The following is a 26,825-nucleotide window of genomic DNA, read 5'->3' as shown; positions in this document are numbered from 1 at the left end:
ATGCCCCGACACGAGTACTACGACGACGACGGTCAGCCGACGAAGGAACAGTGCCCGCGCTGCGGCGACACCTTCCTCGGCGACTACGGCGACCGCAAGCACTGTGGCAAGTGCTCCTACACCGAGTGGGAGTAAGGCAGACAGCCACTTCGTTTTCCACGGTTCGAACGCAGCCGAGTTCTCTCTATCTCTTCACCAGCCGCTGCGTCGTCCCGTGGGCAGCCTCGACAGCGGCTACCTCGTCCCGTGGACGGCCTCGACAGCGGCTACCTCGTCCCGTGGACGGCCTCGACAGCGGTCGGCGTCTCGCCCGCGGACCGAAGTCGTCTTTTCCATCGCCGACACAGTCCCGACAACGACATGCGAGCGAGTCCGACCCGTCGCGAGGTGGCCTGAGTGCGCGTCCTCGGCATCGAGGGAACGGCGTGGTGTGCGAGTGCCGCGCTGTACGACGAGACGACCGACGAGACGGTCATCGAGTCCGACGCCTACGAGCCCGAGAGCGGCGGTATCCACCCGCGCGAAGCCGCAGAGCACATGCACGAGGCCATCCCGACGGTCGTCGGAATCGTGCTCGACCACGCTCGTGAGACGCACGACGGGGACGGTCGACCCGTCGACGCCGTCGCGTTCTCCCAGGGACCGGGACTCGGGCCCTGTCTCCGGACCGTCGGGACGGCAGCCCGCGCACTCGCCCAGACGCTCGATGTGCCGCTCGTCGGCGTCAACCACATGGTCGCCCACCTGGAGGTCGGTCGGCACCGGTCCGGCTTCGACTCGCCGGTCTGTCTGAACGCCAGCGGGGCCAACGCTCACCTCCTCGGCTACCGGAACGGCAGGTACCGCGTCCTCGGCGAGACGATGGACACGGGAGTCGGCAACGCCATCGACAAGTTCACCCGCCACGTCGGCTGGAGCCATCCCGGCGGCCCGAAGGTCGAAGCCCACGCCGAGTCGGGCGAGTTCGTCGACCTGCCCTACGTCGTCAAGGGGATGGACTTCTCGTTCTCGGGTATCATGAGCGCGGCGAAGCAAGCCTACGACGACGGGAACTCGGTCGAGGACGTCTGCTTCGGGCTGCAAGAGCACATCTTCGCGATGCTCACCGAGGTCGCAGAGCGCGCCCTCTCGCTCACCGGGAGCGACGAACTCGTCCTCGGCGGCGGGGTCGGACAGAACGCGCGACTCCGAGAGATGCTGGAGACGATGTGCGAGGAGCGCGGTGCCTCGTTCTACGCCCCCGAACCCCGGTTCCTGCGGGACAACGCCGGGATGATCGCCCTGCTCGGTGCGAAGATGGTCCGAGCTGGCGACACCACAGAGATAGCGGATTCCGCGGTCGACCCGAACTACCGGCCGGATCAGGTGGCGGTAACCTGGCGCGACGCCGACGAGGACGTGCACGTCAGTCCGGGTGCAGGCGAGACGGTTCGCGGTGCGGAGGCCGTCGTCTCGTTCGAGGACGACCGGGTCGAGAAGCGCCGGATACCGAAGGCGTACCGGCACCCAGCGCTCGACGAGACACTCCGTCGGGACCGGACGGTACTGGAGGCCCGACTCACGAGCCAGGCCCGCCGCGAGGGTGTTCCGACGCCGGTCGTCCGCGACCTCGACCCGGCCGAGTCGACCATCGTCTTCGAGTTCGTCGGCGATCTGGACCTCCGTGAGAACTGCACCGAAGCGGGCGTCAGGGATGTCGGCCGGCACCTCGCGGTCATCCACGACGCCGGCTTCGTCCACGGAGACCCGACGACACGGAACGTCCGGGTGGAGTCGCGAACCGCGTCGGATGAGCCATCTGCCGACGAGCCCGGCCGAACCTACCTCATCGACTTCGGGCTCGGCTACCACACCGACCACGTCGAGGACTACGCGATGGACCTCCACGTCTTCGACCAGAGTCTCGTCGGAACGGCGGACGACCCGGATCCGCTCCGGGATGCGTTCAGGGCCGCCTACCGCGAAGCGAGTTCGCAGGCGGACGCGGTGCTTGGACGTCTCCACGACGTGGAAGGTCGCGGACGATACCAGTGAGAAGAACGCCAGAGACGAGCGCAGACCGAGCTATCGTACGACAACCTTCTTTTACACACCCCTCGTATCGTCGCATATGGCCGACAAGCCGAGTTCCGGTGAGATTCTTGGAGTTCCGTACAACTTCGAACGCCCCAGCCTGAGCCGCATGCTCTCTTCGTACTGGAAGCCCGGGCAGGGGATGCTGGTCGAGAAACCGTTCGGCGTCGGATACACGCTGAACCTCGCCAACTGGCGTTCGTGGGTCGTGCTGGCCGTCGCCGGCGGCATGCTCTGGATGGAGAAGGGCAAGTCGAAGGGCGCGGGCGAGGTAGAGGACGAACCTGTCGAAGTCGTCGTCGAGGACTGAGCGAAAAGCCGCTTCTCACGTGTTCTCCACGGCTCGAGCGCCAGCCCTGCCGACCGTTTCGCCCGGCGACCTCGACCGCTGACTGGCAACCGACGCCTCTTTGCCCACCGCAGACCGCCTCTCGCACATGACGATCCGCTTCGTGACGAGCAACGAGGGGAAGGTCGCCGAGGCTCGCGAGTACCTCACAGAGCCGGTCGAGCAGGTGAACTACGACTACGCCGAGATACAGAGCGACGACCTCGCCGACATCGCCGAACACGGCGCCCGCGAGGCGTTCGAGCACCTCGACGGCGACGAACCCATCCTCGTCGACGATACCGGCCTGTTCTGCGAGGCGTTCGACGGCTTCCCAGGTCCGTACTCCGCCTACGTCGAGGACACCGTCGGTATCGAGCGCGTCGCGAAACTCGTCGCCGCGGAACCGAACGACAGGGCGTACTTCCGGACGGTCATGGTCTACTACGACGGCGAGGAGGCCACCTCGTTCGAAGGCTCGGTCCCCGGGCGCATCGTCGAGCCCCGCGGTGAGGGCGGCTTCGGCTACGACCCCATCTTCGACCACGACGGGAAGACGCTCGCGGAGATGTCCACCGAGGAGAAGAACGCCATCAGCCACCGCGGTCGCGCCCTGGCGAAGTTCGCCGACTGGCTGGCGGGGGACGCGGCGGAGCGGAAGGGGCCGCGCTGAATTCCGACACCGGTTGCGAACAGCCCTTCTCGAACGAACAACCCCTCTCGAACACCGTGGCGCGCGCTGGTGAGCGTGCCGCAGGCCGCGAACCGATGTCGCGCGAGGGACGACGAGCGAGCGAAGCGAGTGAGGAGTCGGCTGGGGAGGGTGTGGCTGCGGAGCTGTCTCTCGGTGCAATCGTGATTCGTCAACGGAACCTCGTGAACGGGGTTCTTGAACCCGCTTCTCGACCCTCCGTCCCACGAGAGACTTCAAATACCAGAACGACGCCAGACTCGCCGTGACCTGACCACCGCCGCCCGGCGGACCAGGCTGGTGTGCGGTGCAACGCCGGGCGGAACACGCGACGACCCCTCCCTCCGCACCGCCTGTTCGCCATCGTCCGGAACCCCAAGGGGTAATTCCGCCCGGCCCCGCGTTGCCGACATGAACCGCGATACCGCCCTCGTCACCGGTGCGTCCGCCGGCATCGGCCGCGAGCTCGCCCGACAGTTCGCCCGGCACGGCCACGACCTCGTCCTCGTCGCCCGCCGCGAGGACGTCCTGCAGCAGGTCGCCGAGGACCTGGAGTCCCGGTACGGCGTCGACGTCACCACCATCGAGAAGGACCTCGACGACGAGTCCGCGCCACGGGAGCTGTACGACGCCGTTCACGAGCGCGAGCTGGACATCGGCATCCTCGTCAACAACGTCGGCATCGGTACCTACGGCCCCTTCGCCGATTCCGACCTCGACCGTGAGCGCACTCAGCTCCGGCTCAACGTCACGACGCTCGTCACCCTCACGCGCCTGTTCCTCGACGACTTCCAAGAGCGTGGCGAGGGAAAGGTGCTGAACGTCGGCTCGGTCGCCGGCTTCCAGCCCGGGCCGTTCATGGCCGGCTACTACGCCAGCAAGGCGTACGTCAACTCGTTCACCGAAGCGCTCGCTGAGGAGTTCCGCGGAACGACCCTCTCTGCGACGGTTCTCTGTCCCGGTCCCGTCGACACCGAGTTCCAGGCCCGCGCGGGGATGGAGGACTCCGCCGTCGGCTCTGTCTACACGGAGCCGGTCGAGAAAGTCGCGAAGGCCGGCTACGAGGGCGTGATGAGTGGCGACGCCGTCGTCGTGCCTGGGCTCCCGATGAAGCTCACGACCGCCCTCGTGCGGATCCTCCCGAAACCGGTCGTGCGTCGCGTCGCCAGGCGGGTCAACAGCGACCGCTGAGGAACGAGATTCCGTCGAGACTGCCTTTCTTCAGGCCTGCGGGTCCCGGTCCGGTCCCGGATAGTCACCACCGATGACGCCTTCGTAGAGGCTCTCTGCGTCGAACAGCCGCGCAAATGCGTCCGGGGGACGGACACTCACCGAGAGTTTCGCGTTGAGCGACGTCCCAGCCTCGACGCTCCCGAGCCCCTCGTCGAAGCTCAGGACGTGTGCGGCCGAACCCTGGTAGGCCGAGGCCAGCGCAGGATGGTCTCCCGTGGGATGGTCGACGAGTTCGCACCAGTCCTCGACTCGTGCCCGCCAGTCGGCCGCGAGCTCGGCGTCGGCGAGCGTCGCGATGACGGCCTCGGCGTCGTCGAGTAACTGTTCGCTCGCCACCAGCGTCAGCCACGAGTGCGAACGGACGTGGTCGAGTGCGTCCCGGCTCGCTCCGCCGACGAGCAGATCGGCGGCGAGCACGTCCGCGTCCGCGACGACCCGCGTGGCCGACTCACTCATCGGCCTCGCGCCGCTCACGGAGCGTCTCGCGGACCGTCTTCTCGTCGACGTCGTACGGCTCGGCTCGTTCGAAGAGGGCAGCCCAGGTCATGTGTGGCGAGATGGACCGTACCGGGAAAACGCTACTCGTCGCGGCCGAACACGTCACCGTGCGTCGTCTCGATTGAGCGCGACCAGCTCGGACGCCGGCAGATCGACGCCGACCGTCGAGCCGACCGCGGGCGACTCACGCACCAGCGCTTCGACGACCGTGCCGTCGACGTCCACGGCGACCCGGGTCGCGGCTTCCTCGCGTGCCGCCTGCGTCACGGTCCCCGAGAATTCGCCGTCCCCAGAACCGAGTCGGACGTCTTCGGGGCGAATCGCTACTCGGGGGGCCTCGCCTCCGACGAGGTCGCCCGGCAGGACGTTCGCGCCGACGAACCGCGCGACGAAGGCGGTCTTCGGTCGTTCGAACACGTCGTCAGGTGTCCCGACCTGCACGACCTGTCCGTCGCGCATCACGGCGACCCGGTCGCCCAGTGCACGGGCGGTCGTCCGGTCGTGGGTGACGTAGCAGGCCGTCACACCGTCGAGAACGCGCGCGAGGTCGCCACGGAGGCTCCGCCGGGTGGGCGCGTCGAGTGCCGACAGTGGCTCGTCCAGCAGCAGCACGTCCGGGTCGATGACCAGCGACCGCGCAAGTGCGACGCGCTGTTGCTCGCCGCCGGAGAGGGTGTCCGGGTAGCGGTCGGCGAGGTCGGTGACGCCGAGTGCCGCGAGCTGTTCGTCCGGTTCGCCCGCCTCGTCGTGGTAGTCGGTCCCGAACGCGACGTTCTCGCGGGCGGTCATGTGCGGGAACAGTGCGTAGTCCTGGAACACGAAGCCGAAGCCGCGTGCTTCGGGTGGGAGGTCGGTACAGTCGCGCCCGTGGCTGACGACGTGGCCCTCGTGGGGGTGGTGGCCGCCGATGCACTCCAGCAGGAGCGTCTTCCCGCTCCCACTCGGCCCAAGGACGACCAGCGTATCGCCGGTCTCGACCTGGAGTTCTGCGTCGACGGTGAACGGTTCGGCACCCGGGGCGGTGAAGCGCGCCCGGACGGACACGTCCAGGGTCACGATGCACCTCCCAGTCTGCCGAAGCCGAGCCAGCGCACGAGCAGGAAGATGCAGGCCGAGAGGACGAGCAGGACGAAGGCGACGGCGCCGGACTGGTCCAGTCCGGCTTGCGTGTAGGTCTTGTAGATGAAGACGGGAGCGTGCGTTCCCGACAGCGTGTCGAACGCGGGCGGGTAGAAGAAGTCCACCGTGTAGGCGACGACGGCGACCGCGCCGAACTCGCTGACACCGCGGGCCCACGCGAGGACGCCGCCGGTGGCGATACCGCGGCCGGCAAGCGGGAGGCTCACCCTGAAGAAGGTCTCCGCTCGGTTCGCACCGTGGCTCCGGGCGGCGTACTCCAGGCGATGGTCGACCGACTCGAAGGCGTCGCGGGCGGCGTTGACGGCGAAGGGGGCCGCGACGAACGTGAGCGCCAGCACCATCCCGAACATCGTCCCGAGAACGGACATTCCGGGGAAGACGCCCCGGCGACCGAAGCCGAACAGGATGAGGATGCCCGCGACGGAGTGTGGCACCACGAGCGGGAGGTCGACCAGCGCGGCGACGACCGACTGGCCGGGGAAGCCACGGGCCAGCAGGTAAGCGAGCGGGACGCCGAACGCGAGGGCGGCCGCTGCGGCCACGAGTGGCGCGTACACGGTGAGGTAGAGCATCTGGTGGACGGCGGGATCGGTCACGGTCTCGGCCAGGAGACCGGGCCGCTGGCGGGCCACGAACAGCCCCAGTGGCAGCGCGAGCGCGAGCAATAGGACGGTCCCGAGCGTCGCGCTGGCCATGCCGAACCAGCCGCGGCCGCTTGCGTAGCCGAGGCCGGCGGCGCTGGCGAGTGCGAACGGGACGTAGAGCGTGGGAGTGTCCACGGCGACGAGCACGGCGAAGACGACCAGCTGGACGGTCGCGACGGCGAGCGCGGTCGAACCACGGCCGAGCGAGGCGGCGAGTCCGCCGGTCGTACTGGTCGTCGGATGTTCCATCGACATCGGTAGTGAGCGAGTCCTGAAGAGTCTCCCGTTAGTTGCTCAGTTCGAGCGGGCCGAGGCGCTCCTTCGCTTCGGCGTGTTTCATGACGTTCTTCGGGACGGAGTCTTTCGACCCGTTCGGAACGACCATGGGTGAGACGGGCGAGAAGCCGTTGTCCTCCAGTATCTCCTTGCCCTCGTCGCTGGCCACGAACTCGACCCAGTCCGCGCCGCGGTCAGGGTTCTCCGCCACGTCGGGGACGGTGATGCCGTAGGCGATGGGTGCACCGGTGTACGTCTCGTCACCGGCCTCGACCTCCGCTTTCGCGTAGTGCTCGGCGTGTTTCTGGTCGGCGACGGCGAGGTTGACCGCGGGCTGGAGGTCGATGACGTCGATGTCGTGGCTCGCCGCGGCTGACTTGTACTCCCAGGCGTAGTCGAGTTCGCCCGAGTGGAGCTGGGAGATGAGTTCGGTCTCGGTCCCGGAGGGAATCTTCGCCTTCTCGATGAGCGTATCCCTGGTCGACTCGTCGTACAGCCTCTCACCGTCGAACTCCATCGCGCCGAGCTTCATCGCCATGACGGAGCGATAGCCGTTGGGGTCGACCGCGGGGTCGCTGTGAGCGAACGTCACGTCGTCGCGGGCGAGCACCTCCCACCAGTTGTCGGTCGAGAACTCATCGGCGCCGGTCGAGTCCTCGGTGTAGGCGATGGCCATCGCGTTCGTCGCGAAGACGCTGTACCAGCTCCCGAACTCGGGCAGGACCATGTCCCGGATGAGCCGGAAGTCGGCGACGCCGAGAACCTCCGCCTTGCGGCCCTGGTCGGTTATCTTCCGTGTCGAGCCGACGGAGCCCTTCGCTTCGCGAGTGACGTCCGTCCCCGTCTTCTCTTCGAACGCCTCCTCGGTGTCGGCGAAGGGGGCAGAGAGGCTCCCGGCGTGGAACACCGTCATCCCATTCGAACCGCCGCCTCCCCCCGTAAACGAGGAGATGCAGCCCGAGAGTCCGAGCGTTGCTGAGACCCCGGCAGCACCGAGGAACTGCCGTCGCGTCGTGCGTTGTTCCGACATAGATACAACGCCGTTGTTCCGGACCCGACATAACGGTTTTCCCATCGGCCACCCGAGCACAGGTATGGATGGCGCTCCTGCAGGTGAGTTCGAGGCCGGGCTGCGGGCCGGTGACGTGACCTTCGACACGGCCGATGCCGAGCTGTTGCGGGCTATCGACGAGACGGGCTCACTGAACCGCGCCGCCGACCGACTGGGTCGGTCGTACGCGCGGGCGCTCGACCGGCTCCAGTCGCTCGAGGACGGGTTCGGGAGTCTGGTCGAGCGGCGGCGCGGCGGTGCCGGCGGCGGCGGGAGCGAACTCACCTCGCTTGCGCGCGACCTGCTCGGCCGGTTCGACCGACTCCGGACCGCCTTCGCCGGTGTAGCCACCGTCGAAGAGACCGTCCTCGATGGGAGGGTCGTCTCGCGGGATGGCGAACTGGGGACCGTCGAGACATCCGTCGGGGCGGTGCGAGCGCTCGTCCCCTCAGACCCCTCCGTGACGGACGTCCAGGTCTCGATTCGGGCCGACTCTATCACTCTCCACGCGCCGGATGACGCCCCAGATGCGGGTGGGACGAGTGCCCGAAACCGGTTCACAGGGACGGTGCTGGCCGTGGAAGCGGGCGAGTCGGTGGCGACGGCCTCGGTCGACGTCGGCGGGGAGACGGCGCTCTCGGCGCTGGTGACGACGGACAGCGTGGCCAGGATGGGCCTCGAGGACGGACGGCCCGTCGTCGCGACCACGAAGGCGACGACGACTCGGGCGGTCCAGGCACCGTCGGAACGCGACGGCGGTCCCTCAGATGGCGGCGTCGAGGAGTAGCGCGATCTCCTCGCGCTCCTGGTCGCTCACGGGCTGGAGTGGGCGGCGGGACTGGCCGGCTGGTTTCCCGCGATGACGCATCGCCGCTTTCAACCCCGGAACGCCGAACCGGGCCGTTATCGCCCTGTTCAGTTCGACGAGGTCGCGGTTCAGGTCCCGCGCAGCGTAGTGGTTGCCGTCGGCGTGGTAGTCGAATATCTCGCTGGCGAGTCGGGGGACCACGTTCGCGAGCGCGAGGACGCCCCCGTCGGCGCCGTGGTCGAGGCCGGCCGCGTAGACGCTGCCGGAACCGACGAGCACGCTGAACTCCTCCTTCTCGGTGGCGGAGACGATTCGCTGGAGCGTCTCGAGGTCGCCGCTCGAGTCCTTGATGCCTCCGACGTTCTCGTGGCTCGCGAGCGCCGAGACGGTCTCGGGCTCGAGCCTCGTATCGGTGTACTTCGGGACGCTGTAGAGGTAGACTGGAACCGGGCTCCGGTCGGCGACGTCGCGGTAGTAGGTCTCGAGGGTATCCTGGTCGTGTTGGTGGTAGAACGGTGTGACGACGAGCGCGGCGTCTGCACCGGCCGTGGCGGCGTCCTCGGTCGCGTCGAGCGTCGCCCGAAGACCCGGGTGACCGGTACCCGCCAGAACGGGGAGATCGGTCTCGTCCGCGACGACATCGACGACTCGACGGCGTTCGTCAGCCGAGAGCAGTGCCGCCTCGCTGTTCGACCCACAGGGGACGACGAAGTCCACACCAGCGGTTTCGACCCAGGAGACCAGTTCGCGCAGGGCCGTCTCGTCTACGTCCTCGTGTTCGTCGAACGGCGTCACCAGGGGGAGTCCTGTTCCTCGCATGGTCGGAGCGACTCGGCCGGGAGGCAAAAGGGTGCGTCCTACGGCAGTCGTGACGGTCCCGGCATCGTCGGTTCACTCTCAGACGATGGCGACTGGAACGGGCATGAAACAGAGCAGCCCGAGCGCGAAGGTGAGGACGCCGAGCGCCATCCGTTTCGTATCGAGCGACTCGTCGTCCCGGACGGGCTGTGCAGAGCCAGCCGCGGCGACGAAGGCGGCGAGGCCACCCCAGAAGATCCAGATGAACACGTTGTCGAGCGAGCGGTGCTCGAAGTAGTGGAGGTAGCCCGCGAGACTGAACAGGCCGACGGGAACCAGCGTCGCGACCGTATCGTGGCGCTCGCCGAACATCGCGCGCATGATGTGGCCGCCGTCGAGCTGGCCGACCGGGATGAGGTTCAGCAGCGTGACGAAGCAGCCGGCCCACCCCCCGATGACGACGGGGTGGACGTTCTGGAGCTCGCCGGCGTACTCGAGCGGCTGTCCGGTGACCATCGAGAGGAACTGGATGAGCGGCGGAAACGCCAGTTCGATGGTCACGGCGTTCGGGCCGGGGTCGAAGCCGGGCGGCGGGCTCACCGGCGGCAGGAACAGCCCGACGATGGTGACGACGACGGTCGCGACGAGGCCTGCGAGCGGCCCAGCCGCGCCGATGTCGAACAGCGCTTTCCGGTTCGGCATCCGCCCACGCATCCGGATGACGGCACCCATCGTCCCGAGCAGCGTCGGAAACGGGATGAAGTACGGTAAGGACGCGTCGACGTCGTGGTACCTGCTGAGGGCGTAGTGGCCGAGTTCGTGCGTTCCGAGCACGAAGAGGATGGCGGCGGAGAAGGGCCACGCTGTCAGCACCGCCTGTACCGGCTCCTGGACGGGGTCGACGTAGAACCACTGGGCTCCGACGAACAGCGTCGAGATGACGGTGGCGAGGAACAACAGGACGTTCTTCCACGGGATACCGTCGACGCCGTGCGATTTCGGCTCTGCGACGATGACGTAGCGACCCGTCTTCGTGGTGAGCTGTGGTTCGTAGCCGGCGTCGTGGAACGTCTGCCAGACGTTCTGCATGACGACCTCCGGTGGTCGCAGCGGCATCCCGTAGTAGTAGAGAGTGTCGCCGTCGGTCCTGACCTCCTCGACGTAGAACTCGTCGTTGAACGACGAGAGCGGGGGCCCGGGCTCGGGCGACGGTTCGCTGGCGGCCATTCACCCGGTTGTACGCCCTTCTGCGGTAAAAACCCACGGCGGGCGGACGACCGCTGCGCCGGGGAGCGATGTGGGCGGGGGAACGGTGAGGAATGCGGAAGGGGTGACGAGGATGAGTCAACGCCTGGGTGGGAACTCGGTGGGAAGAAATCGAAGGAGGGGACCGCACAGGGCGACGGGACGTTTGGTTTGGGAGTGGTAACGTCCGGTGTGGGAGCGGTGACGGCCGATGTGGTGGATACCCGTCGTCGACGGGCTGCGGGGTGGTGTGGGAGCGTGTTCTGTGGGGTCGGGGAACGCGTTCTGCGGGGTCCGGGGAACGCGTGTTCTCCGAAGCGGGATGACGGGGGCTTCGGGCGGTTCAGGCGGACTCGACGCGCCAGGTGGTCGCGCTCGTGTACGACCACTTCTCTATTTCCAGGTCGGTCGCGGAGTCGCTGAGCTTGACCATCAGGGCACCGATCTCCTTCGGCGAGAGACCGACGTCGTCGGCGATGAACTTCGACTTGAAGTACATCTCGCCATCGCGTGCCTTCTCGCGAAGGTAGTTCGCGAGGTGGGCTTCCTTGTTCGCGGGTTCGGTCTCGGTGGAGGGATTCTGTGTGACGCTCATTTTCGTCTTGCCTCGCTCACCTCTCCGTCCCCCGAGATGGTATAAGGAGGAGATACTTCGGCCAGTTTTGTTATATTTCGAGTAAAATCGTGGTTAAGTGACGTTTCATGCCCGGTTGTGAAACGCGATTCGAGCGGTTCAAAGACCTTTAGACGTTTTAGAATCGCCTCTAACGCTTCGAAAGCGACTCGATGATTCCCTCCCGTCAGACTATAATTTCTGAGTATTATAAAGTGGAAATATGGGGTTCAGCGTCCGGTTGAGGACCGGTTTCTGTCTCACGCGCTGTCGTGAACCCAGAACTCCTCCTCGGTCGTGACCTCCTTCTTGAAGATGGGGACCTCGTCTTTCAGCCGGTCGATGCCGTCTTCGACGGTCCGGAAGGCCTCGCGCCGGTGCGCGGCGAGCACGACGACGAACACGATGTCCTCGCCGTAGTCGATGACGCCGGTCCGGTGGTGCATGACTACGTCGAGGACGCCCTCACGTTCCTCCAGTTCCGCACAGATCGTCGCTATCCGTTCCTCCGCGACGCCCGCGTACTTCTCGAACGTCAGCGACTCGGTGAACGAGTCGTCGTCGTGTTCTTTCGCCCGCACGCGTCCCGTGAACGTGGCGATAGCGCCCGCTTTCTCCGCCTCGGGAGAGCGCTTGACCCGTGCGACGAGCGAGTCGAGACACTCGTACGGGTCGGAGTCGAGCAGTTCCTCGCGGACCGCGGTGACGTCGATATCGTCCGCCTCGGAGCCTTCTGCCAGGGCTTCACCCGCGTGGTCGCGCCCGCCGAGAACGACCTGTGGGACCGTCGCGCCGCTGAACCCTTCGAGGAGACAGAAGTCGTGGTCCGGCGCGAGGTCCGCGAGCGTCTCGTCGAGCGTTCGGTCGTCGCCGGTCGCCATCCAGGAGTCTTCGGCGATTCCCACCGTCGTCGTCGCCCCTGCAGCCCGGTGTCGGGCGGTGTCCCGTCCGTCGGTGTCGATGTCCGGGTCGGTCGAACAGTGCTTCACGGTCGCCACGCGACCACGCGAGTCGAGCTCATCGACCAGTCGTTCCACGAGCGTGGTCTTCCCCGAGTCGGACGGCCCGACGACACCCAGTACGTGCATGGTGGCAGTGTGGGCCGGCGGTGGTTTGTAGGTATCGCCGTGGCGGGGCAGTGAGACCACTCCGACGGTCGTTCACGAGGGAGACCGACCCGGCGTCGACTTCACTGCGGGCGAAGTCGAAGCAGCCAGACGACGCCATCGAACAGCGCGTCCTTGGCGACGATGAGCGTCACGAGAATCAGGAACCCTCCGATGGACCGCCCGACGACCTGCTGTCCGGCCTCTTCGCCGATGGCGAGGGCGACGAACGAGAGCGAAGCGAACGTCGGGCCGGTCACCCGGCGGAAATCGGTCGTCGAGAGGCTCCCCGAGCTGCGGCGACGCGTGGCGTAGAAGAGCACGGCACAGCACAAGAGACCGGTCAGTATCGAGACGAGCACCCCCCACATACTCGGAAATACGTGTCACTCTAATATAAGGAATGCGGTCTATAAAATCTCCGACATGAGCTCGACACGGTCGGTGGCCGAAGAATCTCCCGGATTCGAACCCATCACGCGACGGATGTGTCGGCCACGTACTTGGCAATCCTTAAGAGACGTAGTCGGCTACTCCGGCATAACATGAAGGTAGTCGTCTCCATCGGTGGCAGCGTGCTCGCCCCGGAACTCGACGCTGGCCGGGTCTCGGCGTACGCCGACGTCATCAACGAACTCGTCGCGGACGGGTGCCAGGTGGCCGCGGTCGTCGGCGGTGGCGGCGTCGCCCGGGACTACATCGGGACCGCCCGTGACCTCGGCGCGAACGAGATCGAACTCGACCAGCTCGGCATCGACGTGACACGGCTGAACGCACGCCTGCTCATCGCCGCTCTCGGCGAGAACGTCGTGACCGCACCCGCCCGGAACTACGAGCAAGCCGGCGAGATCATGCGCAACGGCGACGTCTGCGTGATGGGCGGTGTCGCGCCCGCACAGACCACGGACGCGGTCAGCGCGGCCGTCGCGGAGTACGTCGGCGCGGACCTACTCGTCTACGCGACCTCGGTTCCCGGCGTGTTCTCGGCCGACCCGAACGAGGACGCGGACGCGGAGAAGTACGAGCGCCTCTCGGCGGAGGAGCTCGTCGACGTCATCGCGGACATCGAGATGGCCGCCGGTGCGTCTGCGCCCGTCGACCTGCTCGCCGCGAAGATCATCCAGCGCTCGGGCATGCGCTGCATCGTCCTCGACGGGAACGTCCCGGACCGCGTGCTGAAGGCCGTTCGCCACGGCGAGCACGACGGCACCGACATCATCCCGAAGGGGACCGGCGACGAACTGACCTACTGGGCGGAGTGAGTCGCCCCGTCCGGGGCACGTACTGACGTGAGACGACCCCCGTTCGACCCGTTTTCGACGCTTGACAATCCTTAAGAGCGACACAGCGGTACGCACAGCCATGCAACCGATTCCATCCGGGGTGAGCGACCGGTGAGCGACGACGCCACCAGTCCGTACACCCTCTCCACACGTGACGGGGACGAGGCGGCACGACACGTCTTCTGGGCCGACGTCATCGCCGACGCCGTCGAAGCGCGCGAGCCGGAGGAACCCATCATCATCAAGGGCGGCATCTCCCCCTCCGGCGTGCCGCACCTCGGCAACATGAACGAGGTCATGCGGGGCTACTTCGTCGCCGAAGTGCTCCGCGAGCGCGGCCACGAGGTCCGGCAGGTGTTCACCGCCGACGACCGCGACCCGCTCCGCAAGCTGCCCCGGAAGCTGGCCGACCTCGACGGGAACATCGTCGACCTCGGCGACGTGAACGCCGGGGCGCTCGGCCGGAACCTGGGCCACCCGTACACCGACATCCCGGACCCGTTCGACTGCTGTGACTCCTATGGCGACCACTTCTCGAACCTCATCGCCCGCAGCGCCGAACTGCTCGACGTGGAGTTCGACATCGAGTCGAACACCGAGCTGTACGAGTCCGGCGCTATGGACGACGTCGTCCGGTTCATCCTCGACCACGCCGACGAGGCCCGCGAGGTCCTCGGGCAGTACCAGGACAAGGTCGACGAAGACTACGTCCCGTTCAACCCCATCTGCGAAGAGTGCGGGAAGATAACCGAGACGGTCACCGACATCGACACCGAGGCGGGCACCGTCGACTACGTTTGCACCGACATGGAGGCCGGCGACAACACCATCTCCGGCTGTGGCCACGAGGGTACGGCCACCTTCCGCGAGGGCAAGCTCCCGTGGCGCTTCGAGTGGCCCGCCCAGTGGCAGGTGCTCGGCGTCGACTTCGAGCCGTTCGGGAAGGACCACGCCGAGGGTTCGTGGCCCTCCGGCGACGACATCTCGCGGAACGTCCTCGGCAACGAGCCGCCGGTGCCGATGGTCTACGAGTGGTTCACGCTCGACGGGAAGGCGTTCTCCTCCTCCGAGGGTAACGTCATCCTCGTCCACGAGGTGCTGGACCTGCTGGAACCGGAGGTCGTCCGCTTCTTCTTCGCGAAGGACCCGAAGAAGGCCCGCGACTTCTCCATCGAACGTATGGACCAGCTCGTCGACGAGTTCGACCGCTTCGAGCGGCTCTACTTCGGCGAGGAGGAGGGAACCGAGGAGGAGACGGCCCGCGCAGAGCGCGTCTACCCCTTCGTCGTCGACGAGGTCGACGAAGACCGCGTCCGCCTGCCCTACACCTTCGCGGCCGTGCTCTCGATGTTCCCCGACGAGCAGACCCGGCTCGAACACGCGACGAAGCAGGGCCACATCCCGGAGGACGCCGATGAGGCGACCGTCGAGGCCGCCTTCGAGCGCGTCCGCCGCGCCGAGAACTGGGCGAAGCGAACCGACAACGAGTACAACTACACCGTGCTGGAGGAGCTTCCCGAGGTCGACTTCGACGCGGAGACGGAAGCCGCCCTCGACCAGCTCGCAGACTTCGTCGAGGAAGGCCACGACGGCGAGGAGATTCAGGGCGAGATCTACGAGTCCGCGAAGCGCCGCGACCTCGACATGGGCTCGTTCTTCGGTGCCGGCTACCAGCTGTTCTTCGGCCAGGAGCAGGGCCCGCAGCTCGGGCCGTTCCTCTCGAAGCTGGAGTCGGAGTTCGTCGTGAAGCGACTACGGCGCGAGGCCTGAGGTTCGGGAGTTCTTCTGCAGTTTCTCCGTTTTTCCGTTCTTCGATTTCCGATATTTCCGATATGCCGGTCTGGCGCGCGCGGGCGAGTGGCCGAAGGCCGCGAGCCGAAGCCGCGCGAGGGACGAGGAACGAGCCTGCGCGGAGCGTAGGCGAGTGAGGAGTCGGCTGGGGAGGGTGTGGTTGCTGTGCTGTGCTGTCGCTGTCTCACTGCAATCGTGATTCGCTGAATCGATTCCTGAATATCTCCTCTCGACCCTCACTCCTCGCGCAGCTCGACGGCGATGGCCGTGAGGTCCGCCTTCCGGAACGCGCCACCACCGTCCCCGTCGATGTCTGCGACGCGCTCGCGTATCGCCTCGCGCATCTCGGACTTCGGTGGGAGACTGTCGGTCGAGACGTCGGCACCGACGGCCTCACAGATGGCCGCGAGCGATTCTTTCGTGAAGCCGGTCGATTCCATCCGTTCGTACCGCCCGACTGTGACGCGAATCTCGTTCCGGAGTGCGTGAACCGTAGGTGACACTGGTAAGACGTGGACGGCACCGGCCATGTAGGTCCCGGTCGACCGGCAGGGTGCTTCCGCCCGCACTGACGGTTGAGGGAGCCTCCCATAACCAAAATCATTTGCCCGTCCCACCCCGAGAGACAGCCAATGGTCTCTACGCTGCAGCTGGTGCTCGCCGGCCTCGCCGCCTACTGGTTCGCGGTGATGCTGGCGAAGCGCGAGGGCTGGCTCCCGTCGTACGTCTCGACGCAGGGGCCCGTCCTGCTCATTCACACACAGCGAGGAAAGGAGTTCCTCGAACGGCTCGCCGGCCCGAAACGCTTCTGGCGAGCGTGGGCGAACGTCGGCGTCGGCATCGCGCTCGTCGTGATGGCCGGGGCGTTCCTCTTCCTGCTCCAGGGTGCCATCGCGACGATACAGAACCCGCCGGCCCCCAGCGCCGTGAACCAGCCGAAGAACGTGCTGGTCATCCCGGGCGTCAACGATTTCCTGCCGCTGTCCGTCGCGCCCGAGATTCTGTTCGGCCTGCTCGTCGGCCTCGTCGTCCACGAGGGCGGCCACGGCCTGCTCTGCCGGGTCGAGGACATCCGCATCGAGTCGATGGGCGTCGGTCTGCTGGCCATCCTCCCCATCGCGGCGTTCGTCGAACCGGACGAGGAGGAGCGCCGGAAGGCGAGCCGGGGCGGCCAGACCCGGATGTTCGCGGCAGGCGTGACGAACAACTTCGCCATCACCATCGTCGCCTTCGCGCTGCTGTTCGGCCCGGTCGCGGGCTCCATCGCGGTCGCTGACGGGGCGCTCGTCGGCGGCGTGGCAGATGGCTCTCCCGCTGCGCAGGCTGGTCTCTCCGGCGGCGACCGAATAACCGCCGTCGCCGGCCAGCCCGTCGACAACAACTCGCACCTGTCGACGCTCCTAGACGAGGTGGGCGGCGAGTCGGTCAGGATAGAGGTCAACGGCGAGGAGACGCGGACGATGCCACGCTCGGTGCTGGTCCGGTCGTCGCTCCGGAACGGACCGACCGGGCTCGACGCGGGCGACACCATCGAGTCGGTCAATGGAACGGCGGTCCACACCGTCACGGAGTTCCAGGCGGCGCTGGAGAACTCCTCGGGCCCGGTCTCCGTCCAGGCGACCAGCCAGTCCGGCGAGTCGAAGACCACCGAGTTCGTCGCGGGCGCATACGTGCAGGTCCAGGAGGACGGCCCGCTCGCGGCGGCCGGCGCCCCGGCCGGTGAGAACGTCGTGCTCACGAAGGTCGCGGGCACGCGGACCGTCGGCTGGGAGGACCTCTCGGGCGCCATCGACGGCACCCAGCCCGGCCAGACGGTCGAGGTCGTCGCCTATCAGGACGGCCAGAAGCGGACCTGGCAGGTGACGATGGGTGACCGCGAGGGCGAGTCCCACCTCGGCGTGCTCGGCGTCGCAGGCGGTACCACCGGCCTCGCGGTGACCGACCTCGGCGTGCAGTTCTACCCGGCCGACTCCTACCTCGGCGTCCTCGGTGGCGGCGACCAGACGAGCCTGAACGACTTCGCGCAGTCGTTCTTCGGGAAGATGCTCCTCGTGCTCATCCTCCCGGTCGCGGGCGTCGCCTCCGGCGGGTCTGGCTCGCTCCCGTACAACTTCGCGGGCTTCACCGGCGAGATAGCGAACTTCTACGTCGCGACGGGGCCGCTCGGCTTCCTCGGCGGCGGGCTGTTCCTGCTCGCGAACCTGCTGTTCTGGACCGGCTGGATCAACGTCCAGCTCGGCTTCTTCAACTGCATCCCGGCGTTCCCGCTCGACGGCGGGCACATCCTGCGGACCTCGACCGAGGCGGTCATGTCCCGGCTGCCCATCAGGGCGACCCGCCGCCGGGTCCGGCTGGTGACGACGACGGTCGGGCTGACGATGCTGTTCAGCTTCCTCATCCTCGTGATGGGGCCGCAGCTGCTGGCCTGACTGTGTCCTGACTGCGCACCGTAGACCCCGATTCGTCCGCGTTTTCCCGCCTTACTCGTCGTCCGACTCGATGCCGTGGCGCTCGTAGAACTCCTCGGGCGTGTCGGTGATACGCTCGAAGTCGCCACCGAAATAGTGCTCGTGGTGACGGATCATCTGTTCGACGATCCACCCGGAGAACTCGTCGTCGAACCGCCACGCGCCGTCGGCGTGGGGGACCTCGAACCGTTCGTCCGTGGCGAAGGCGACGTAGACGTGGTAGAAGCCGAGGATGACGTCGGCGAACTCGCGGGCCTTCGTCGCGGAGGCCTCCCGACGGTCTTCGAGTTCGGCCTCGCCGTCGTCGGTCAGCTCGAAGTACTTCCGGTCGGGCTCGTCCTCCCGCTCGATCCGCTGGGCCCAGCCCTCGTCCTCGAACTTGTAGAGGATGGGGTAGACCGAGCCGTAGGAGGGTTCCCAGTGGCCGCCCGAGATGTCGCGTATCTCTTTGAGTATCTCGTACCCGTAGCGAGGTTTCTCGTCGAGGAGTTCGAGCACGAGGTACGCGATGAGGCCCTTCGGGGGTCCACTTTTCCGCATCGTCACACCCTTTCAGGGGTCGGGAAGAAAGGGTTTCGGTCGTCGTGGGTTGGGGAATGTGTCAGTGTGATGTATTCAGGCAATACCGGAATTGCTGGTGACGACGAGTAGCCGGCGAGTCACGATGGCACCGAGAGACCGCAACCGCACCGCTCCTCACCCTCCCCACCCTCCTCGTGCTGCTCGCTCATGCTTCGCTCGCACCACTCGTCCCTCGCGCGGCTTCGGAAGTCGTCCCTCACTGCCGTTCGGACCGACTCACAGCGCGCGCCACGGTGTCCGTCTCCACCTCGCAACCCGAACCCGCCCCGAACAGCAAGCCATTAGCCCGCTCGCCCGAACCCACGGACATGGAGCGACGCGAGCCTCCGTTGACGGAGGAAGGCTGGTACGCACTGCACGACTTCCGGACGGTGGACTGGGACGCGTGGCGCGACGCACCCGAACGAGTTCGCGAGCGCGTACTCGACGAGGGCGTCGCGTTCTTCGACGCCCACGACGACCCCCAGGCGGGCGGCACGGCCATCTTCACCGTGCTGGGCCACAAGGCCGACCTGCTGGTCCTGCACCTCCGGCCGACGATGGCCGACCTCGACCGGCTCGAACGCGCCTTCGAGGCGACCGAACTCGCCGGCTTCACCGAGCAGACGAGTTCGTACGTCTCCGTCACGGAGGCGTCGGGCTACACCGAGCGCGCCCGCGAGTACTTCGAGGGCGAGGTCGACGAGGACTCCGGGCTGGCGAAGTACATCCGGTCGCGGCTGCACCCGGCTATCCCCGAGATGGAGTACATCTCGTTCTACCCGATGAGCAAGCGCCGCGGACCGGAGGACAACTGGTACGACATGCCCCACGACGAGCGAGCCGAGCACATGGCGAGCCACGGTGACATCGGCCGCGACTACGCCGGGAAGGTCCAGCAGATGATCACCTCCAGCGTCGGCTTCGACGACCACGAGTGGGGCGTCACCCTCTGGTCGGACGAGCCGACCGAGGTCAAGGACCTGCTGTACGAGATGCGCTTCGACCCGTCGACGAGCCGGTTCGCCGAGTTCGGCACGTTCTACTTCGGCCGTCGGATGGACCAGTCGGACCTCGGCGCGTTCCTCGCGGGCGAGCCGATTCCGGCCGAGGACGGCGGCCACCACCACGGCAGCGATGCCCACGGTGGGGACGGCCACGGCCACCACCACGGTGATGCCGACGGTCACGGACAGGACGCTCACCCGGGCGCCGGTGTCCGCGACGAACTCGAAGACCGCGGTGTCTACGGCGGCAAACCCCACGGCGAGGATGTCTACGCGGTCGTCCTCTACTCCGAGGCGGACGCCGGCGAGCTGTTCGAGGAGGTCGACGGCCTCCGGTCGAACTTCGACCACTACGACTCGCACGTCAAGACGGCGGTCTACGAGAGCAGCGGCGACTCCCCGACCGCCATCGTCAGCATCTGGGAGACCCAGTCGGCAGCGGACACCGCCAGTGGGTTCCTGAGCGACCTGCCGGACATCGTCCGTCAGGCCGGCGACGATGCCGACTCGGACACCTGGGGCACGATGGGGATGTTCTACACCGTCAAGCCCGAGCACCGCGAGGACTTCACGGAGAAGTTCGCGACCGTAGGGGAGGTGCTCGTGGACATGGACGGCCACATCGAGACCGATCTACTGGCGAACCGCGAGGACGAGAACGACATGTTCATCGCCTCGCGCTGGGAGTCGAAGGAGGACGCGATGGCGTTCTTCCGTTCCGACGCCTTCTCGAACACGGTCGACTGGGGTCGGGACGTCCTCGCGGACCGCCCGCGTCACGTCTTCCTCGCCTGAGTCGAGGCACGTTTTGGCTGCGATTTCGTCGTTTTCTCGCCCCGTCGTCGACCGCTCACTTCCCCGCGCTGACTCCGCTGCGTTCGTCTAGCCTGACACGGTGTGTAGACGACGCCCGTCCTGCGAACAGACCGACTGTCGCCGGTTCGGGATGCAGACAGTGCGGGCTGCAAAGTGAAAGTTCGGGCTGCAAAGTGAAAGTGATGATTCTCGAATCCCTCGGACTGCAGTCTAGTGGTTTCCACTGGAAATGGGGGTGGGTGTCGCCGGTGGCCGGTGGGCGTAGTCGGCCGTCCACTGGGGCTAGGAGAAGCGCTCTACTGAAGTCTCAAAAGACACAGTCAGGTTCGGACTGAAAAGCTGTCCGAGCCTTGTGTGCCATCACCCGTGCTGCCGCGGGGGTAGGGCGGCGTACGGACGGGCGGCCCCGACGGCTACACGCAGGGGGGATAAGAACGTGTTGTCGGGACGGTACGTCGAACACGTCGGTGGAAGACGTGCCTGACGTATTTCGGCACGAGATTCGGCGATGATGGGTCGTTCGCTCTCTGTGGCGAGTTCGTTTCCTCGCCGAGAGCAATTTTAACTAGTTGCTACGGGAATAAAGCTAATGGTGCGTTCGGTGTGGTGGCCGACGGCGTTTCAGGCTACGTGTTTGTCGATTCCTGCCTTCTCGATGTCCTCTCCACCGACCGAGGATCGGAGCGTGTCCATCCCGTCGCCGCGGTCGATCTCGAAGCCGTTCGTGTAGAGCTTCTGGACGCGCTCGAACTCGTCGTCGGAGAGCGGCGGCACGTCGCTCGCGGCGGCCCACTCGTCGATGTCGTCGGTGGTCCGGAAGGTCGGCGTGATAGAGGCGACCTCGTCGTGGGCGAGCAGCCACTGGAGGCTGGCCTGCGACATGGTTCGCTCTCCGTCCCGCTCGAGGAACCGGAGCGTGTCGAGCTTCTCCCAGCCCGTCTCGTACCAGGCGTCTGGGCGGTAGGAACGGTGGTCGTCGGCCGCGAGTTCGGTGTCGCGGGTGACCTGCTCGTTCAGGACGCCGGAGGAGTGGGGCACGCGGGGGATAAGGCTGGTCGACGAGCCGGTCTCCTCGATGGTCTCGAGGAAGTGGTTGCCGACCTCCTGTTCGAGCACGTTCCAGACCAGCTGGAGCGAGTCGAACTCTTCGGTGATAGCCATGTCTCCCTCGGCGAGCCAGCCGATGGAGGGGCCGAGCGCCCAGCCGATGGCGTCGACGAGGCCCTCCTCGCGGAGTTCGTCGAGGGTCTCGAGGACGTCCTCGTCGACCTCGTCGACGTTGGCGTTGTGCAGCTGGAGCACGTCGATGGTGTCGAAGTCGAGTCGTTCGAGGCTCCGCTCGGTTGCTGTGCGGATGTACTCGCCGTTCAGCTCCTTCGGGAGCTCGCCGTGGCCGGCCTGCGGGTTGTTGTAGAAGTCGTAGCCGACCTTCGTGGCGACGACGACCTCGTCGCGGCGGTCGCCCAGTGCCTTCCCGATGAGTTCTTCGCTGCGGCCGTGACCGTAGACGTCCCCCGTGTCGAAGTAGGTGATACCCTGGTCGAGGGCGTACTGGACCATCTCGATGGCCTGCTCTTCGGTGCGGTCGCCCCACCAGTCCGTGCCGACGACCCACGCGCCGAAACCGATCTCGGAGACCTCCAGTCCCGAATCGCCGAGTTCGCGGTAGTGCATACCCGCGACTTGGAAACCGGACCACTTAGCGAGTGTGCTTCGTTCCCGGCGACTGAGAAAGGTCGAGAATCATCCGTGGACAGGATTACGTTGCCATTTTTAGAATGTGTAACCCTGTAAATCGACGAGACTGAACTCAATTGGTGTCAAAAATATCTGTTCCAAAACTAATTTACACTTCCAGCCATATCCATTGGCCATGGGTTCTGGAAATAACCGTTCCCGTCGAAGCATGCTGCAATCGATTGGCTCCGCTGGTGCTGCCATCGCAGCGGGTGGTGCCCTCCTTTCAGAGGCTGAAACTGCGCGGGCAGGTTACTGTTATCAGTACGAAAATACGAAGGTAAATACGACCACGTACTGGGGTGACAAGGATGGGACGAGCGAGATGGTCGAGAAGGAATTCGTCCATGCGTCTACAGTCCGAGTCGATGGACCTTACGAAATGGACCACAGTAGCCGGATAAAGTACTACATCCCGGTTCATAACATGTGCGTCGCCTACGTAAAAGACACCGGCGAACCACAGATCGATATTCCCTCGATGTACACGTCCGTTGAGTATCCGGATGAGGGGTCGGCGTCTGGTGCTGAGTGGGACTTCCCACAGGAGAACAGTGAGCCGAAGTGGATCTCACGGTTCGACGAACAGCAGAATGATTACTACGACCTCGAGGACTTCGCACAGGATGCAGCTTTCAAATCCTTCCAGTATGGAGTCGACATCTTCGAGGACACGGTGGCGACGCCATATCGTGTGGTTGCTGACAGCGTCGGGTATTACAACGACATGCACCAGTTATACGACAAGTACCAGCAAGCCTCCAGCGACACGAGAACTATGAACTATGACTGGAGCTTCACCAACGACGATGCGCGTGAGCGTATACACACAATGATGATGTTCGAGGTTTCCGACATCGACAATAACGTCGGTCTCCCCCACACCATCGAGAGCTATTGTCTCAACGAGCAGATTGGTAGCACAGAGACCATCACGCACAACCTCAATATTGAAGGTGAGGAGTGCTGCAACTGCTCGCCGTATCAGTAAGTTCGAGGGTCACTTCCGGTTGGGGGCACCGACTGGCGCGGCCCTTGCCGTACGAGAAACCCTTTTTCTCGTCCCCGAGTAACTCCCGCCAATGGACGACCTACCGGTCCGCGTCGCGTGTCTCTACGTCGCGAACCCGAGCGAGGAGCAGCGCGCCGCCTACGACTGGTGTGCCGAGACCGCGGCCCGGGCGGACCGACTCTCGGTCGACGTACTCGCAGACGGCGCCGTCGACCTCTCCGCGTACGACGTGGTGTGGTGGCACCGCGAGGAACCACTCGACGTGGACGTCTCCGGTATCCGGGTCCCGCTCCGGGCGTACGTCGAATCGGGCGGCGGCCTGCTGTTGAGCCTCCAGGCGATGGCCGCCGTCGCTCCCCTCGGCTTCGACGACGTGGCACCCGATGCGACAGGGGTCGAGGAGATAACGGGCCGGGCGGGCTTCCTGCGTCGGTCGTTGCACGACGCACACCCCGCGTTCGAGACGTTCGGCGGCCGACGGTTCTTCGTCCGCGCACCCAACCGCGAGCAGTCGTTCGCCCGGTACGAACGGCTTGCACCGGCGCAGGGGGACGTGCTCGCCTGCTCGGTCCGGGGCGACGAGGACCTCGTCGGTCACCGGACGCTCGTCGAGTGGCAGCCCGGGGCGGGCCGCGTGGTCGGCGTCGGCTCCGCCCTCTCCTTTCGCGACCCCGGCGATTACGAGGCCGAGATGGCCCACGCGCAGTTCGTCCGGAACCTGGTGGGCTCGCTGGGAACGGACAGGGGAAGCGACGTCTGGGGCCGCCCCGCGACGACCGACGGGTTCGCACGCCTGCGCGAGCACCTCGCGGACGACCATCACCGGCCTGCCTATCACCTCTCGCCGCCCGCGAATTGGCTCAACGACCCGAACGGCCTCGTCGAGCACGACGGCGAGTACCACGTCTTCTACCAGTACAACCCGACGGGGCCGTTCCACGGCTCGATTCACTGGGGGCACGCCGTCAGCGACGACCTCCTCCACTGGCGAGACGAACCGGTCGCGCTCGCGCCGACACCGGACGGTCCCGACCACGACGGCTGCTGGTCGGGCTGCACCGTCGTCGACGAGAATGGGACGCCCACACTGCTGTACACCGGCGGACGGGGACACGTCCAGCTCCCGTGTCTCGCGACCAGCACCGACGGTCTCCGGTCGTGGACGAAACACGCCGACAACCCCGTTATCGCCGCGGCACCCGACGACCTCGACGTCCTCTCGACCGACGACTGGTCGGCCGAGTTCCGCGACCATTGCGTCTGGCGCGACGAGGACGACGACTGCTGGTACCACCTCGTCGGCTCCGGTGTTCGCGACGTGGGCGGGACGGCCCTGCTCTACCGGGGAACCGCGCTGGACGACTGGGAGTACGTCGGTCCCCTCCTGACGGGCGAGGACGGCCACGGAATCGTCTGGGAATGTCCGGAACTACTCGACTTCGGCGACCGCCAGCTCTTGCACGTCTCGAACTACGATACGGTCCGGTACTTCGTCGGCGATGCGACGCTCTCGACGCCCGAATTCACGGTCGAACGCGAAGGGGTACTCGACCACGGCGATTTCTACGCGCCACAGTCGCTCTCGACGAGCGACGGCCGAGAACTCACCTTCGGCTGGCTGCCCGAGGCCCGCGGGATGGACGCCCAGTGGGCCGCGGGCTGGTCCGGGCTGCTCTCGCTCCCCCGGGAGCTCTCGCTCGACGACGACGGCCGGCTCGAACAACGTCCCGCCGAGGAGCTCGCCGCGCTCCGCGGCGAGCAGGTCGAGTCCCGGCGGCTCGGACTCCCGACCGACGCACACCGCCGACTCGACTGCGACTCGGGCGCTATCGAGCTCGAACTCACGGTCGACGTCTCGCCGGGCGGGCGGTTCGAGCTCGGCGTCTGCGAATCGCCCGCGCTCTCGGAACGAACAGCCATCCGCTACGCGGGAGAGGAGCTCGTCGTCGACCGGACGGAGAGCAGCCGCGATCCCGCCGCAACCACCGACGAACAGCGATTGCCGATACCCGAGTCGGGCCCGCTCGACCTGCGCGTCTTCGTCGACGGCTCCGTCGTCGAGCTGTTCGCGAACGAGCGCCACTGCCTCACGAGCCGGGTCTACCCGACCCGGAACGACGCGACGGGCGTCTCGGTTCACGCCCGCGACGGCCCGGTCGACGTCGACGTCGAAACGTGGGAGCTAGAGTCGGTGTGGCCGGCTGGTCGGTAACGAGAGTCGCCGTCGGCCGTCATCCCTCGTTTTCGGATCCGTTTCAGTACTTTCCGTCGCCTCTCAGAGTTCGTCGCCGCTTCTCAGTACTCTCCTTCGACCTCCTCGCGGCTCCCGTACCGCTCTTCGAAGCTCGCCGGCGGAAGTTCCTCGTCCGTGACCGGCAGGTGCCCGTGCGAGAGGGTTCCCTTCACCCACGTCTCCTCGCCGCCGTAACCGAGCCTGACTGTGGGCGCGAGCGTCCCGCCGAACCGACGTAACTGCTCGTCGTCGGGGAGTAGGGCGATATCGTCGAGGGAGGGCCGGTCGAAGTCGTAGTAGTTGAAGAAGCTCGTCACGAGCAGTTCGTCGCGGTGCGGGTAGACCAGCCAGGAGTACGACTGGAAGGGGGCGTTCGCGGGGTTCGTGAGGACGAGCCCCGACCCGTTGAGGGGTTCGTACTCGCCGAACAGCCCGTCGGCGACGAAGCCGTACAGGGCGTCGTAGCCGGCCAGCCCGGGCGCGAACGTGTGGACGTGGCTGGAGATGAACAGGTAGTAGCTCCCGTCGTCGACGACGAGATGTGGCCGTTCGAGCTCCTGGTTGACGCCGACGGCGTCGAGCAGGGGGTCGCGGAACTCCCAGTCGGTCGGGTCGCCGGTGGGCGAGTGGGCGATGCCGACGCTCCCGTTGAACTCCTGCTGGGCCGGGTCGCCGCCACAGCGGTCGCTACCCTCGGGGACGGGGGTGTTCGCCTCGAACAGGAGGTAGGTCTCGCCGCTCTCGGGGTCCTCGAAGAACCACGGGTCGCGGAAGGTGTAGGTCATCCCCCGCGACTGAGTCTCGGTCTCGTACCGGGCGCCGTCCGGCTCGAGCAGTATCTCGTGCTCCCACGGGCCGTCGAGCGAGAGGGCGTCGCCCGATTCCTGTCGTGCGTCTCCGTCGACCGATACCGTCCCGCCCGAGGCGCAGGCCAGTCGCTGGGTGTAGGTGAGCTCCTCCTCACCCGCGAAGCCGGCCGCGGTATAGTAGAGGTACAGCGTCCCGTCGTCGTCCAGCAGTGCGGAGCCGGCCCACTGGCGCGAGCCGAACGCTTCGTCTGGTTCGACCGCGACGCCGCCACGGTGCCAGGTCTCGCCGTCGTCGGAGTAGAAGTACCGGATAGTCGCGACGTCGTGTCGCTTGCCGGGGAGCAGTTCGGCAGGTGCGGAGAGGCAGAAGATGACGCGATAGCCGCCGGGGGTCGCGACGCTCCCGTCTCGCTCTCGAAGGAGCCACGTATCCCAGACGTGGTAATCGGGGTCCGTCTTCGTGCTGGGAGGATAGATGACCGGGGCGACTGCATCGTCGGTTCGCGCGATTCCCGCGGTCTGCGCGCGGGTCCACGCGGGAGTCTCGAGACGCGGCGGTTGCTCGTGCATACGAGGGGTATCAGCGTCGTCTGCAAAGGAACCA

At 66.5% G+C, this 26,825-nt stretch carries 25 protein-coding genes; 12 read left to right on the top strand and 13 right to left on the bottom strand.

Translation table 11 applies throughout. From position 1 onward, the window contains the following. The 5 genes from ACSC1Y_RS06900 (at position 1) to ACSC1Y_RS06880 (ending at position 4,283) form a co-directional block, all read left to right on the top strand. Positions 1–135 carry a 30S ribosomal protein S27ae gene (locus tag ACSC1Y_RS06900; RefSeq protein ID WP_435333997.1) on the top strand — a complete coding sequence of 45 codons (135 nt, stop codon included), beginning with the start codon at positions 1–3 and terminating at the stop codon, positions 133–135. A 261-nt stretch (positions 136–396) separates the two neighbouring features. After that, on the top strand, positions 397–2,034 hold the full coding sequence (locus ACSC1Y_RS06895) for a bifunctional N(6)-L-threonylcarbamoyladenine synthase/serine/threonine protein kinase (RefSeq protein ID WP_435333996.1): 1,638 nt from the start codon (positions 397–399) through the stop codon (positions 2,032–2,034). 76 nt (positions 2,035–2,110) lie between these two features. Beyond that, complete coding sequence (locus ACSC1Y_RS06890; protein ID WP_435333995.1) at positions 2,111–2,383, top strand: DUF5808 domain-containing protein; 273 nt, start codon at positions 2,111–2,113, stop codon at positions 2,381–2,383. Between the two features lie 127 nt (positions 2,384–2,510). After that, a complete protein-coding gene (locus ACSC1Y_RS06885; RefSeq protein ID WP_435333994.1) occupies positions 2,511–3,074 on the top strand; it encodes an XTP/dITP diphosphatase in 564 nt (187 codons plus the stop codon). A gap of 429 nt (positions 3,075–3,503) precedes the next feature. After that, complete coding sequence (locus tag ACSC1Y_RS06880; RefSeq protein WP_435333993.1) at positions 3,504–4,283, top strand: SDR family NAD(P)-dependent oxidoreductase; 780 nt, start codon at positions 3,504–3,506, stop codon at positions 4,281–4,283. Between the two features lie 30 nt (positions 4,284–4,313). Here ACSC1Y_RS06880 and ACSC1Y_RS06875 read toward each other — a convergent pair whose 3' ends face one another. From ACSC1Y_RS06875 to ACSC1Y_RS06860, 4 genes are all read right to left on the bottom strand, one after another. Beyond that, positions 4,314–4,781 carry a PIN domain-containing protein gene (locus tag ACSC1Y_RS06875; RefSeq protein ID WP_435333992.1) on the bottom strand — a complete coding sequence of 156 codons (468 nt, stop codon included), beginning with the start codon at positions 4,779–4,781 and terminating at the stop codon, positions 4,314–4,316. Between the two features lie 144 nt (positions 4,782–4,925). Continuing rightward, the gene (locus ACSC1Y_RS06870) at positions 4,926–5,879 is read right to left on the bottom strand and encodes an ABC transporter ATP-binding protein (protein WP_435333990.1); all 954 of its coding nucleotides are present in this window, start codon (positions 5,877–5,879) and stop codon (positions 4,926–4,928) included. Then, the gene (locus ACSC1Y_RS06865) at positions 5,876–6,856 is read right to left on the bottom strand and encodes an ABC transporter permease (protein ID WP_435333988.1); all 981 of its coding nucleotides are present in this window, start codon (positions 6,854–6,856) and stop codon (positions 5,876–5,878) included. The genes ACSC1Y_RS06870 and ACSC1Y_RS06865 overlap by 4 nt, the downstream gene beginning before the upstream one ends. Before the next feature lie 37 nt (positions 6,857–6,893). Then, entirely contained in the window at positions 6,894–7,913 is a 1,020-nt protein-coding gene (locus ACSC1Y_RS06860) for a substrate-binding domain-containing protein (protein WP_435333986.1), read from the bottom strand. Positions 7,914–7,977: 64 nt separating this feature from the next. On the opposite strand from ACSC1Y_RS06860, the gene ACSC1Y_RS06855 reads away from it, so the two are divergent. Further along, positions 7,978–8,721, top strand: a complete 744-nt coding sequence (locus tag ACSC1Y_RS06855; RefSeq protein ID WP_435333984.1) for a TOBE domain-containing protein — start codon at positions 7,978–7,980, stop codon at positions 8,719–8,721. On the opposite strand, the gene ACSC1Y_RS06850 is transcribed toward ACSC1Y_RS06855, so the two are convergent. From ACSC1Y_RS06850 to ACSC1Y_RS06830, 5 genes are all read right to left on the bottom strand, one after another. Further along, entirely contained in the window at positions 8,698–9,561 is an 864-nt protein-coding gene (locus ACSC1Y_RS06850; protein ID WP_435333982.1) for a dihydrodipicolinate synthase family protein, read from the bottom strand. The genes ACSC1Y_RS06855 and ACSC1Y_RS06850 overlap by 24 nt on opposite strands. Positions 9,562–9,639: 78 nt before the next feature. Then, positions 9,640–10,767 carry a site-2 protease family protein gene (locus ACSC1Y_RS06845; protein ID WP_435333980.1) on the bottom strand — a complete coding sequence of 376 codons (1,128 nt, stop codon included), beginning with the start codon at positions 10,765–10,767 and terminating at the stop codon, positions 9,640–9,642. 361 nt (positions 10,768–11,128) lie between these two features. Further along, positions 11,129–11,380: a DUF7123 family protein gene (locus ACSC1Y_RS06840; RefSeq protein ID WP_435333978.1), complete on the bottom strand. Its 252-nt coding sequence runs from the start codon at positions 11,378–11,380 to the stop codon at positions 11,129–11,131. A 278-nt stretch (positions 11,381–11,658) separates the two neighbouring features. Beyond that, on the bottom strand, positions 11,659–12,486 hold the full coding sequence (locus ACSC1Y_RS06835) for a molybdopterin synthase (protein ID WP_435333976.1): 828 nt from the start codon (positions 12,484–12,486) through the stop codon (positions 11,659–11,661). Positions 12,487–12,587: 101 nt separating this feature from the next. Continuing rightward, positions 12,588–12,875: a hypothetical protein gene (locus ACSC1Y_RS06830; protein WP_435333974.1), complete on the bottom strand. Its 288-nt coding sequence runs from the start codon at positions 12,873–12,875 to the stop codon at positions 12,588–12,590. Positions 12,876–13,049: 174 nt separating this feature from the next. Between ACSC1Y_RS06830 and pyrH the strand changes: the two genes are divergently transcribed. Together pyrH and lysS are read left to right on the top strand one after the other, a co-directional pair. Beyond that, on the top strand, positions 13,050–13,766 hold the full coding sequence (gene pyrH / locus ACSC1Y_RS06825; protein ID WP_435333972.1) for a UMP kinase: 717 nt from the start codon (positions 13,050–13,052) through the stop codon (positions 13,764–13,766). Positions 13,767–13,898: 132 nt separating this feature from the next. Then, complete coding sequence (lysS, locus tag ACSC1Y_RS06820; RefSeq protein WP_435333970.1) at positions 13,899–15,557, top strand: lysine--tRNA ligase; 1,659 nt, start codon at positions 13,899–13,901, stop codon at positions 15,555–15,557. Between the two features lie 257 nt (positions 15,558–15,814). Here lysS and ACSC1Y_RS06815 read toward each other — a convergent pair whose 3' ends face one another. Beyond that, positions 15,815–16,081, bottom strand: a complete 267-nt coding sequence (locus ACSC1Y_RS06815) for a hypothetical protein (RefSeq protein WP_435333968.1) — start codon at positions 16,079–16,081, stop codon at positions 15,815–15,817. A 129-nt stretch (positions 16,082–16,210) separates the two neighbouring features. Here ACSC1Y_RS06815 and ACSC1Y_RS06810 point away from each other — a divergent pair, with 129 nt between their 5' ends. Continuing rightward, positions 16,211–18,007 carry a site-2 protease family protein gene (locus ACSC1Y_RS06810; protein ID WP_435333966.1) on the top strand — a complete coding sequence of 599 codons (1,797 nt, stop codon included), beginning with the start codon at positions 16,211–16,213 and terminating at the stop codon, positions 18,005–18,007. 51 nt (positions 18,008–18,058) lie between these two features. On the opposite strand, the gene ACSC1Y_RS06805 is transcribed toward ACSC1Y_RS06810, so the two are convergent. Then, on the bottom strand, positions 18,059–18,586 hold the full coding sequence (locus ACSC1Y_RS06805; protein ID WP_435333964.1) for a PadR family transcriptional regulator: 528 nt from the start codon (positions 18,584–18,586) through the stop codon (positions 18,059–18,061). 350 nt (positions 18,587–18,936) lie between these two features. Between ACSC1Y_RS06805 and ACSC1Y_RS06800 the strand changes: the two genes are divergently transcribed. Next, positions 18,937–20,409, top strand: coding sequence for a heme-binding protein (locus tag ACSC1Y_RS06800; RefSeq protein ID WP_435333962.1), 1,473 nt, complete (start codon positions 18,937–18,939; stop codon positions 20,407–20,409). A gap of 642 nt (positions 20,410–21,051) precedes the next feature. Here the strand turns inward: ACSC1Y_RS06800 and ACSC1Y_RS06795 are convergent. After that, positions 21,052–22,104 (bottom strand): aldo/keto reductase, encoded by a 1,053-nt coding sequence (locus ACSC1Y_RS06795; protein ID WP_435333960.1) that lies wholly within the window; start codon positions 22,102–22,104, stop codon positions 21,052–21,054. Positions 22,105–22,303: 199 nt separating this feature from the next. Here ACSC1Y_RS06795 and ACSC1Y_RS06790 point away from each other — a divergent pair, with 199 nt between their 5' ends. Together ACSC1Y_RS06790 and ACSC1Y_RS06785 are read left to right on the top strand one after the other, a co-directional pair. Beyond that, complete coding sequence (locus ACSC1Y_RS06790; protein WP_435333958.1) at positions 22,304–23,158, top strand: hypothetical protein; 855 nt, start codon at positions 22,304–22,306, stop codon at positions 23,156–23,158. Between the two features lie 91 nt (positions 23,159–23,249). Next, on the top strand, positions 23,250–25,391 hold the full coding sequence (locus ACSC1Y_RS06785) for a GH32 C-terminal domain-containing protein (RefSeq protein WP_435333956.1): 2,142 nt from the start codon (positions 23,250–23,252) through the stop codon (positions 25,389–25,391). A gap of 83 nt (positions 25,392–25,474) precedes the next feature. On the opposite strand, the gene ACSC1Y_RS06780 is transcribed toward ACSC1Y_RS06785, so the two are convergent. Further along, the gene (locus ACSC1Y_RS06780; RefSeq protein ID WP_435333955.1) at positions 25,475–26,791 is read right to left on the bottom strand and encodes a glycoside hydrolase family 68 protein; all 1,317 of its coding nucleotides are present in this window, start codon (positions 26,789–26,791) and stop codon (positions 25,475–25,477) included. Positions 26,792–26,825 lie beyond the last annotated feature (34 nt).

Source organism: Haloarchaeobius lipolyticus, assembly GCF_051208015.1.
Classification (GTDB): Archaea; Halobacteriota; Halobacteria; order Halobacteriales; family Natrialbaceae; genus Haloarchaeobius.
This window is presented reverse-complemented; position numbering and strand designations above follow the sequence as displayed.

Coding starts and splice junctions, on each gene's coding strand:
- ACSC1Y_RS06900 (WP_435333997.1), top strand. CDS start 1: ATGCCCCGACACGAGTACTACGACGACGACGGTCAGCCGACGAAGGAA.
- ACSC1Y_RS06890 (WP_435333995.1), top strand. CDS start 2,111: ATGGCCGACAAGCCGAGTTCCGGTGAGATTCTTGGAGTTCCGTACAAC.
- ACSC1Y_RS06885 (WP_435333994.1), top strand. CDS start 2,511: ATGACGATCCGCTTCGTGACGAGCAACGAGGGGAAGGTCGCCGAGGCT.
- ACSC1Y_RS06880 (WP_435333993.1), top strand. CDS start 3,504: ATGAACCGCGATACCGCCCTCGTCACCGGTGCGTCCGCCGGCATCGGC.
- ACSC1Y_RS06875 (WP_435333992.1), bottom strand. CDS start 4,781: ATGAGTGAGTCGGCCACGCGGGTCGTCGCGGACGCGGACGTGCTCGCC.
- ACSC1Y_RS06865 (WP_435333988.1), bottom strand. CDS start 6,856: ATGGAACATCCGACGACCAGTACGACCGGCGGACTCGCCGCCTCGCTC.
- ACSC1Y_RS06860 (WP_435333986.1), bottom strand. CDS start 7,913: ATGTCGGAACAACGCACGACGCGACGGCAGTTCCTCGGTGCTGCCGGG.
- ACSC1Y_RS06855 (WP_435333984.1), top strand. CDS start 7,978: ATGGATGGCGCTCCTGCAGGTGAGTTCGAGGCCGGGCTGCGGGCCGGT.
- ACSC1Y_RS06850 (WP_435333982.1), bottom strand. CDS start 9,561: ATGCGAGGAACAGGACTCCCCCTGGTGACGCCGTTCGACGAACACGAG.
- ACSC1Y_RS06845 (WP_435333980.1), bottom strand. CDS start 10,767: ATGGCCGCCAGCGAACCGTCGCCCGAGCCCGGGCCCCCGCTCTCGTCG.
- ACSC1Y_RS06840 (WP_435333978.1), bottom strand. CDS start 11,380: ATGAGCGTCACACAGAATCCCTCCACCGAGACCGAACCCGCGAACAAG.
- ACSC1Y_RS06835 (WP_435333976.1), bottom strand. CDS start 12,486: ATGCACGTACTGGGTGTCGTCGGGCCGTCCGACTCGGGGAAGACCACG.
- ACSC1Y_RS06830 (WP_435333974.1), bottom strand. CDS start 12,875: ATGTGGGGGGTGCTCGTCTCGATACTGACCGGTCTCTTGTGCTGTGCC.
- pyrH (WP_435333972.1), top strand. CDS start 13,050: ATGAAGGTAGTCGTCTCCATCGGTGGCAGCGTGCTCGCCCCGGAACTC.
- ACSC1Y_RS06810 (WP_435333966.1), top strand. CDS start 16,211: ATGGTCTCTACGCTGCAGCTGGTGCTCGCCGGCCTCGCCGCCTACTGG.
- ACSC1Y_RS06805 (WP_435333964.1), bottom strand. CDS start 18,586: ATGCGGAAAAGTGGACCCCCGAAGGGCCTCATCGCGTACCTCGTGCTC.
- ACSC1Y_RS06800 (WP_435333962.1), top strand. CDS start 18,937: ATGGAGCGACGCGAGCCTCCGTTGACGGAGGAAGGCTGGTACGCACTG.
- ACSC1Y_RS06795 (WP_435333960.1), bottom strand. CDS start 22,104: ATGCACTACCGCGAACTCGGCGATTCGGGACTGGAGGTCTCCGAGATC.
- ACSC1Y_RS06790 (WP_435333958.1), top strand. CDS start 22,304: ATGGGTTCTGGAAATAACCGTTCCCGTCGAAGCATGCTGCAATCGATT.
- ACSC1Y_RS06785 (WP_435333956.1), top strand. CDS start 23,250: ATGGACGACCTACCGGTCCGCGTCGCGTGTCTCTACGTCGCGAACCCG.
- ACSC1Y_RS06780 (WP_435333955.1), bottom strand. CDS start 26,791: ATGCACGAGCAACCGCCGCGTCTCGAGACTCCCGCGTGGACCCGCGCG.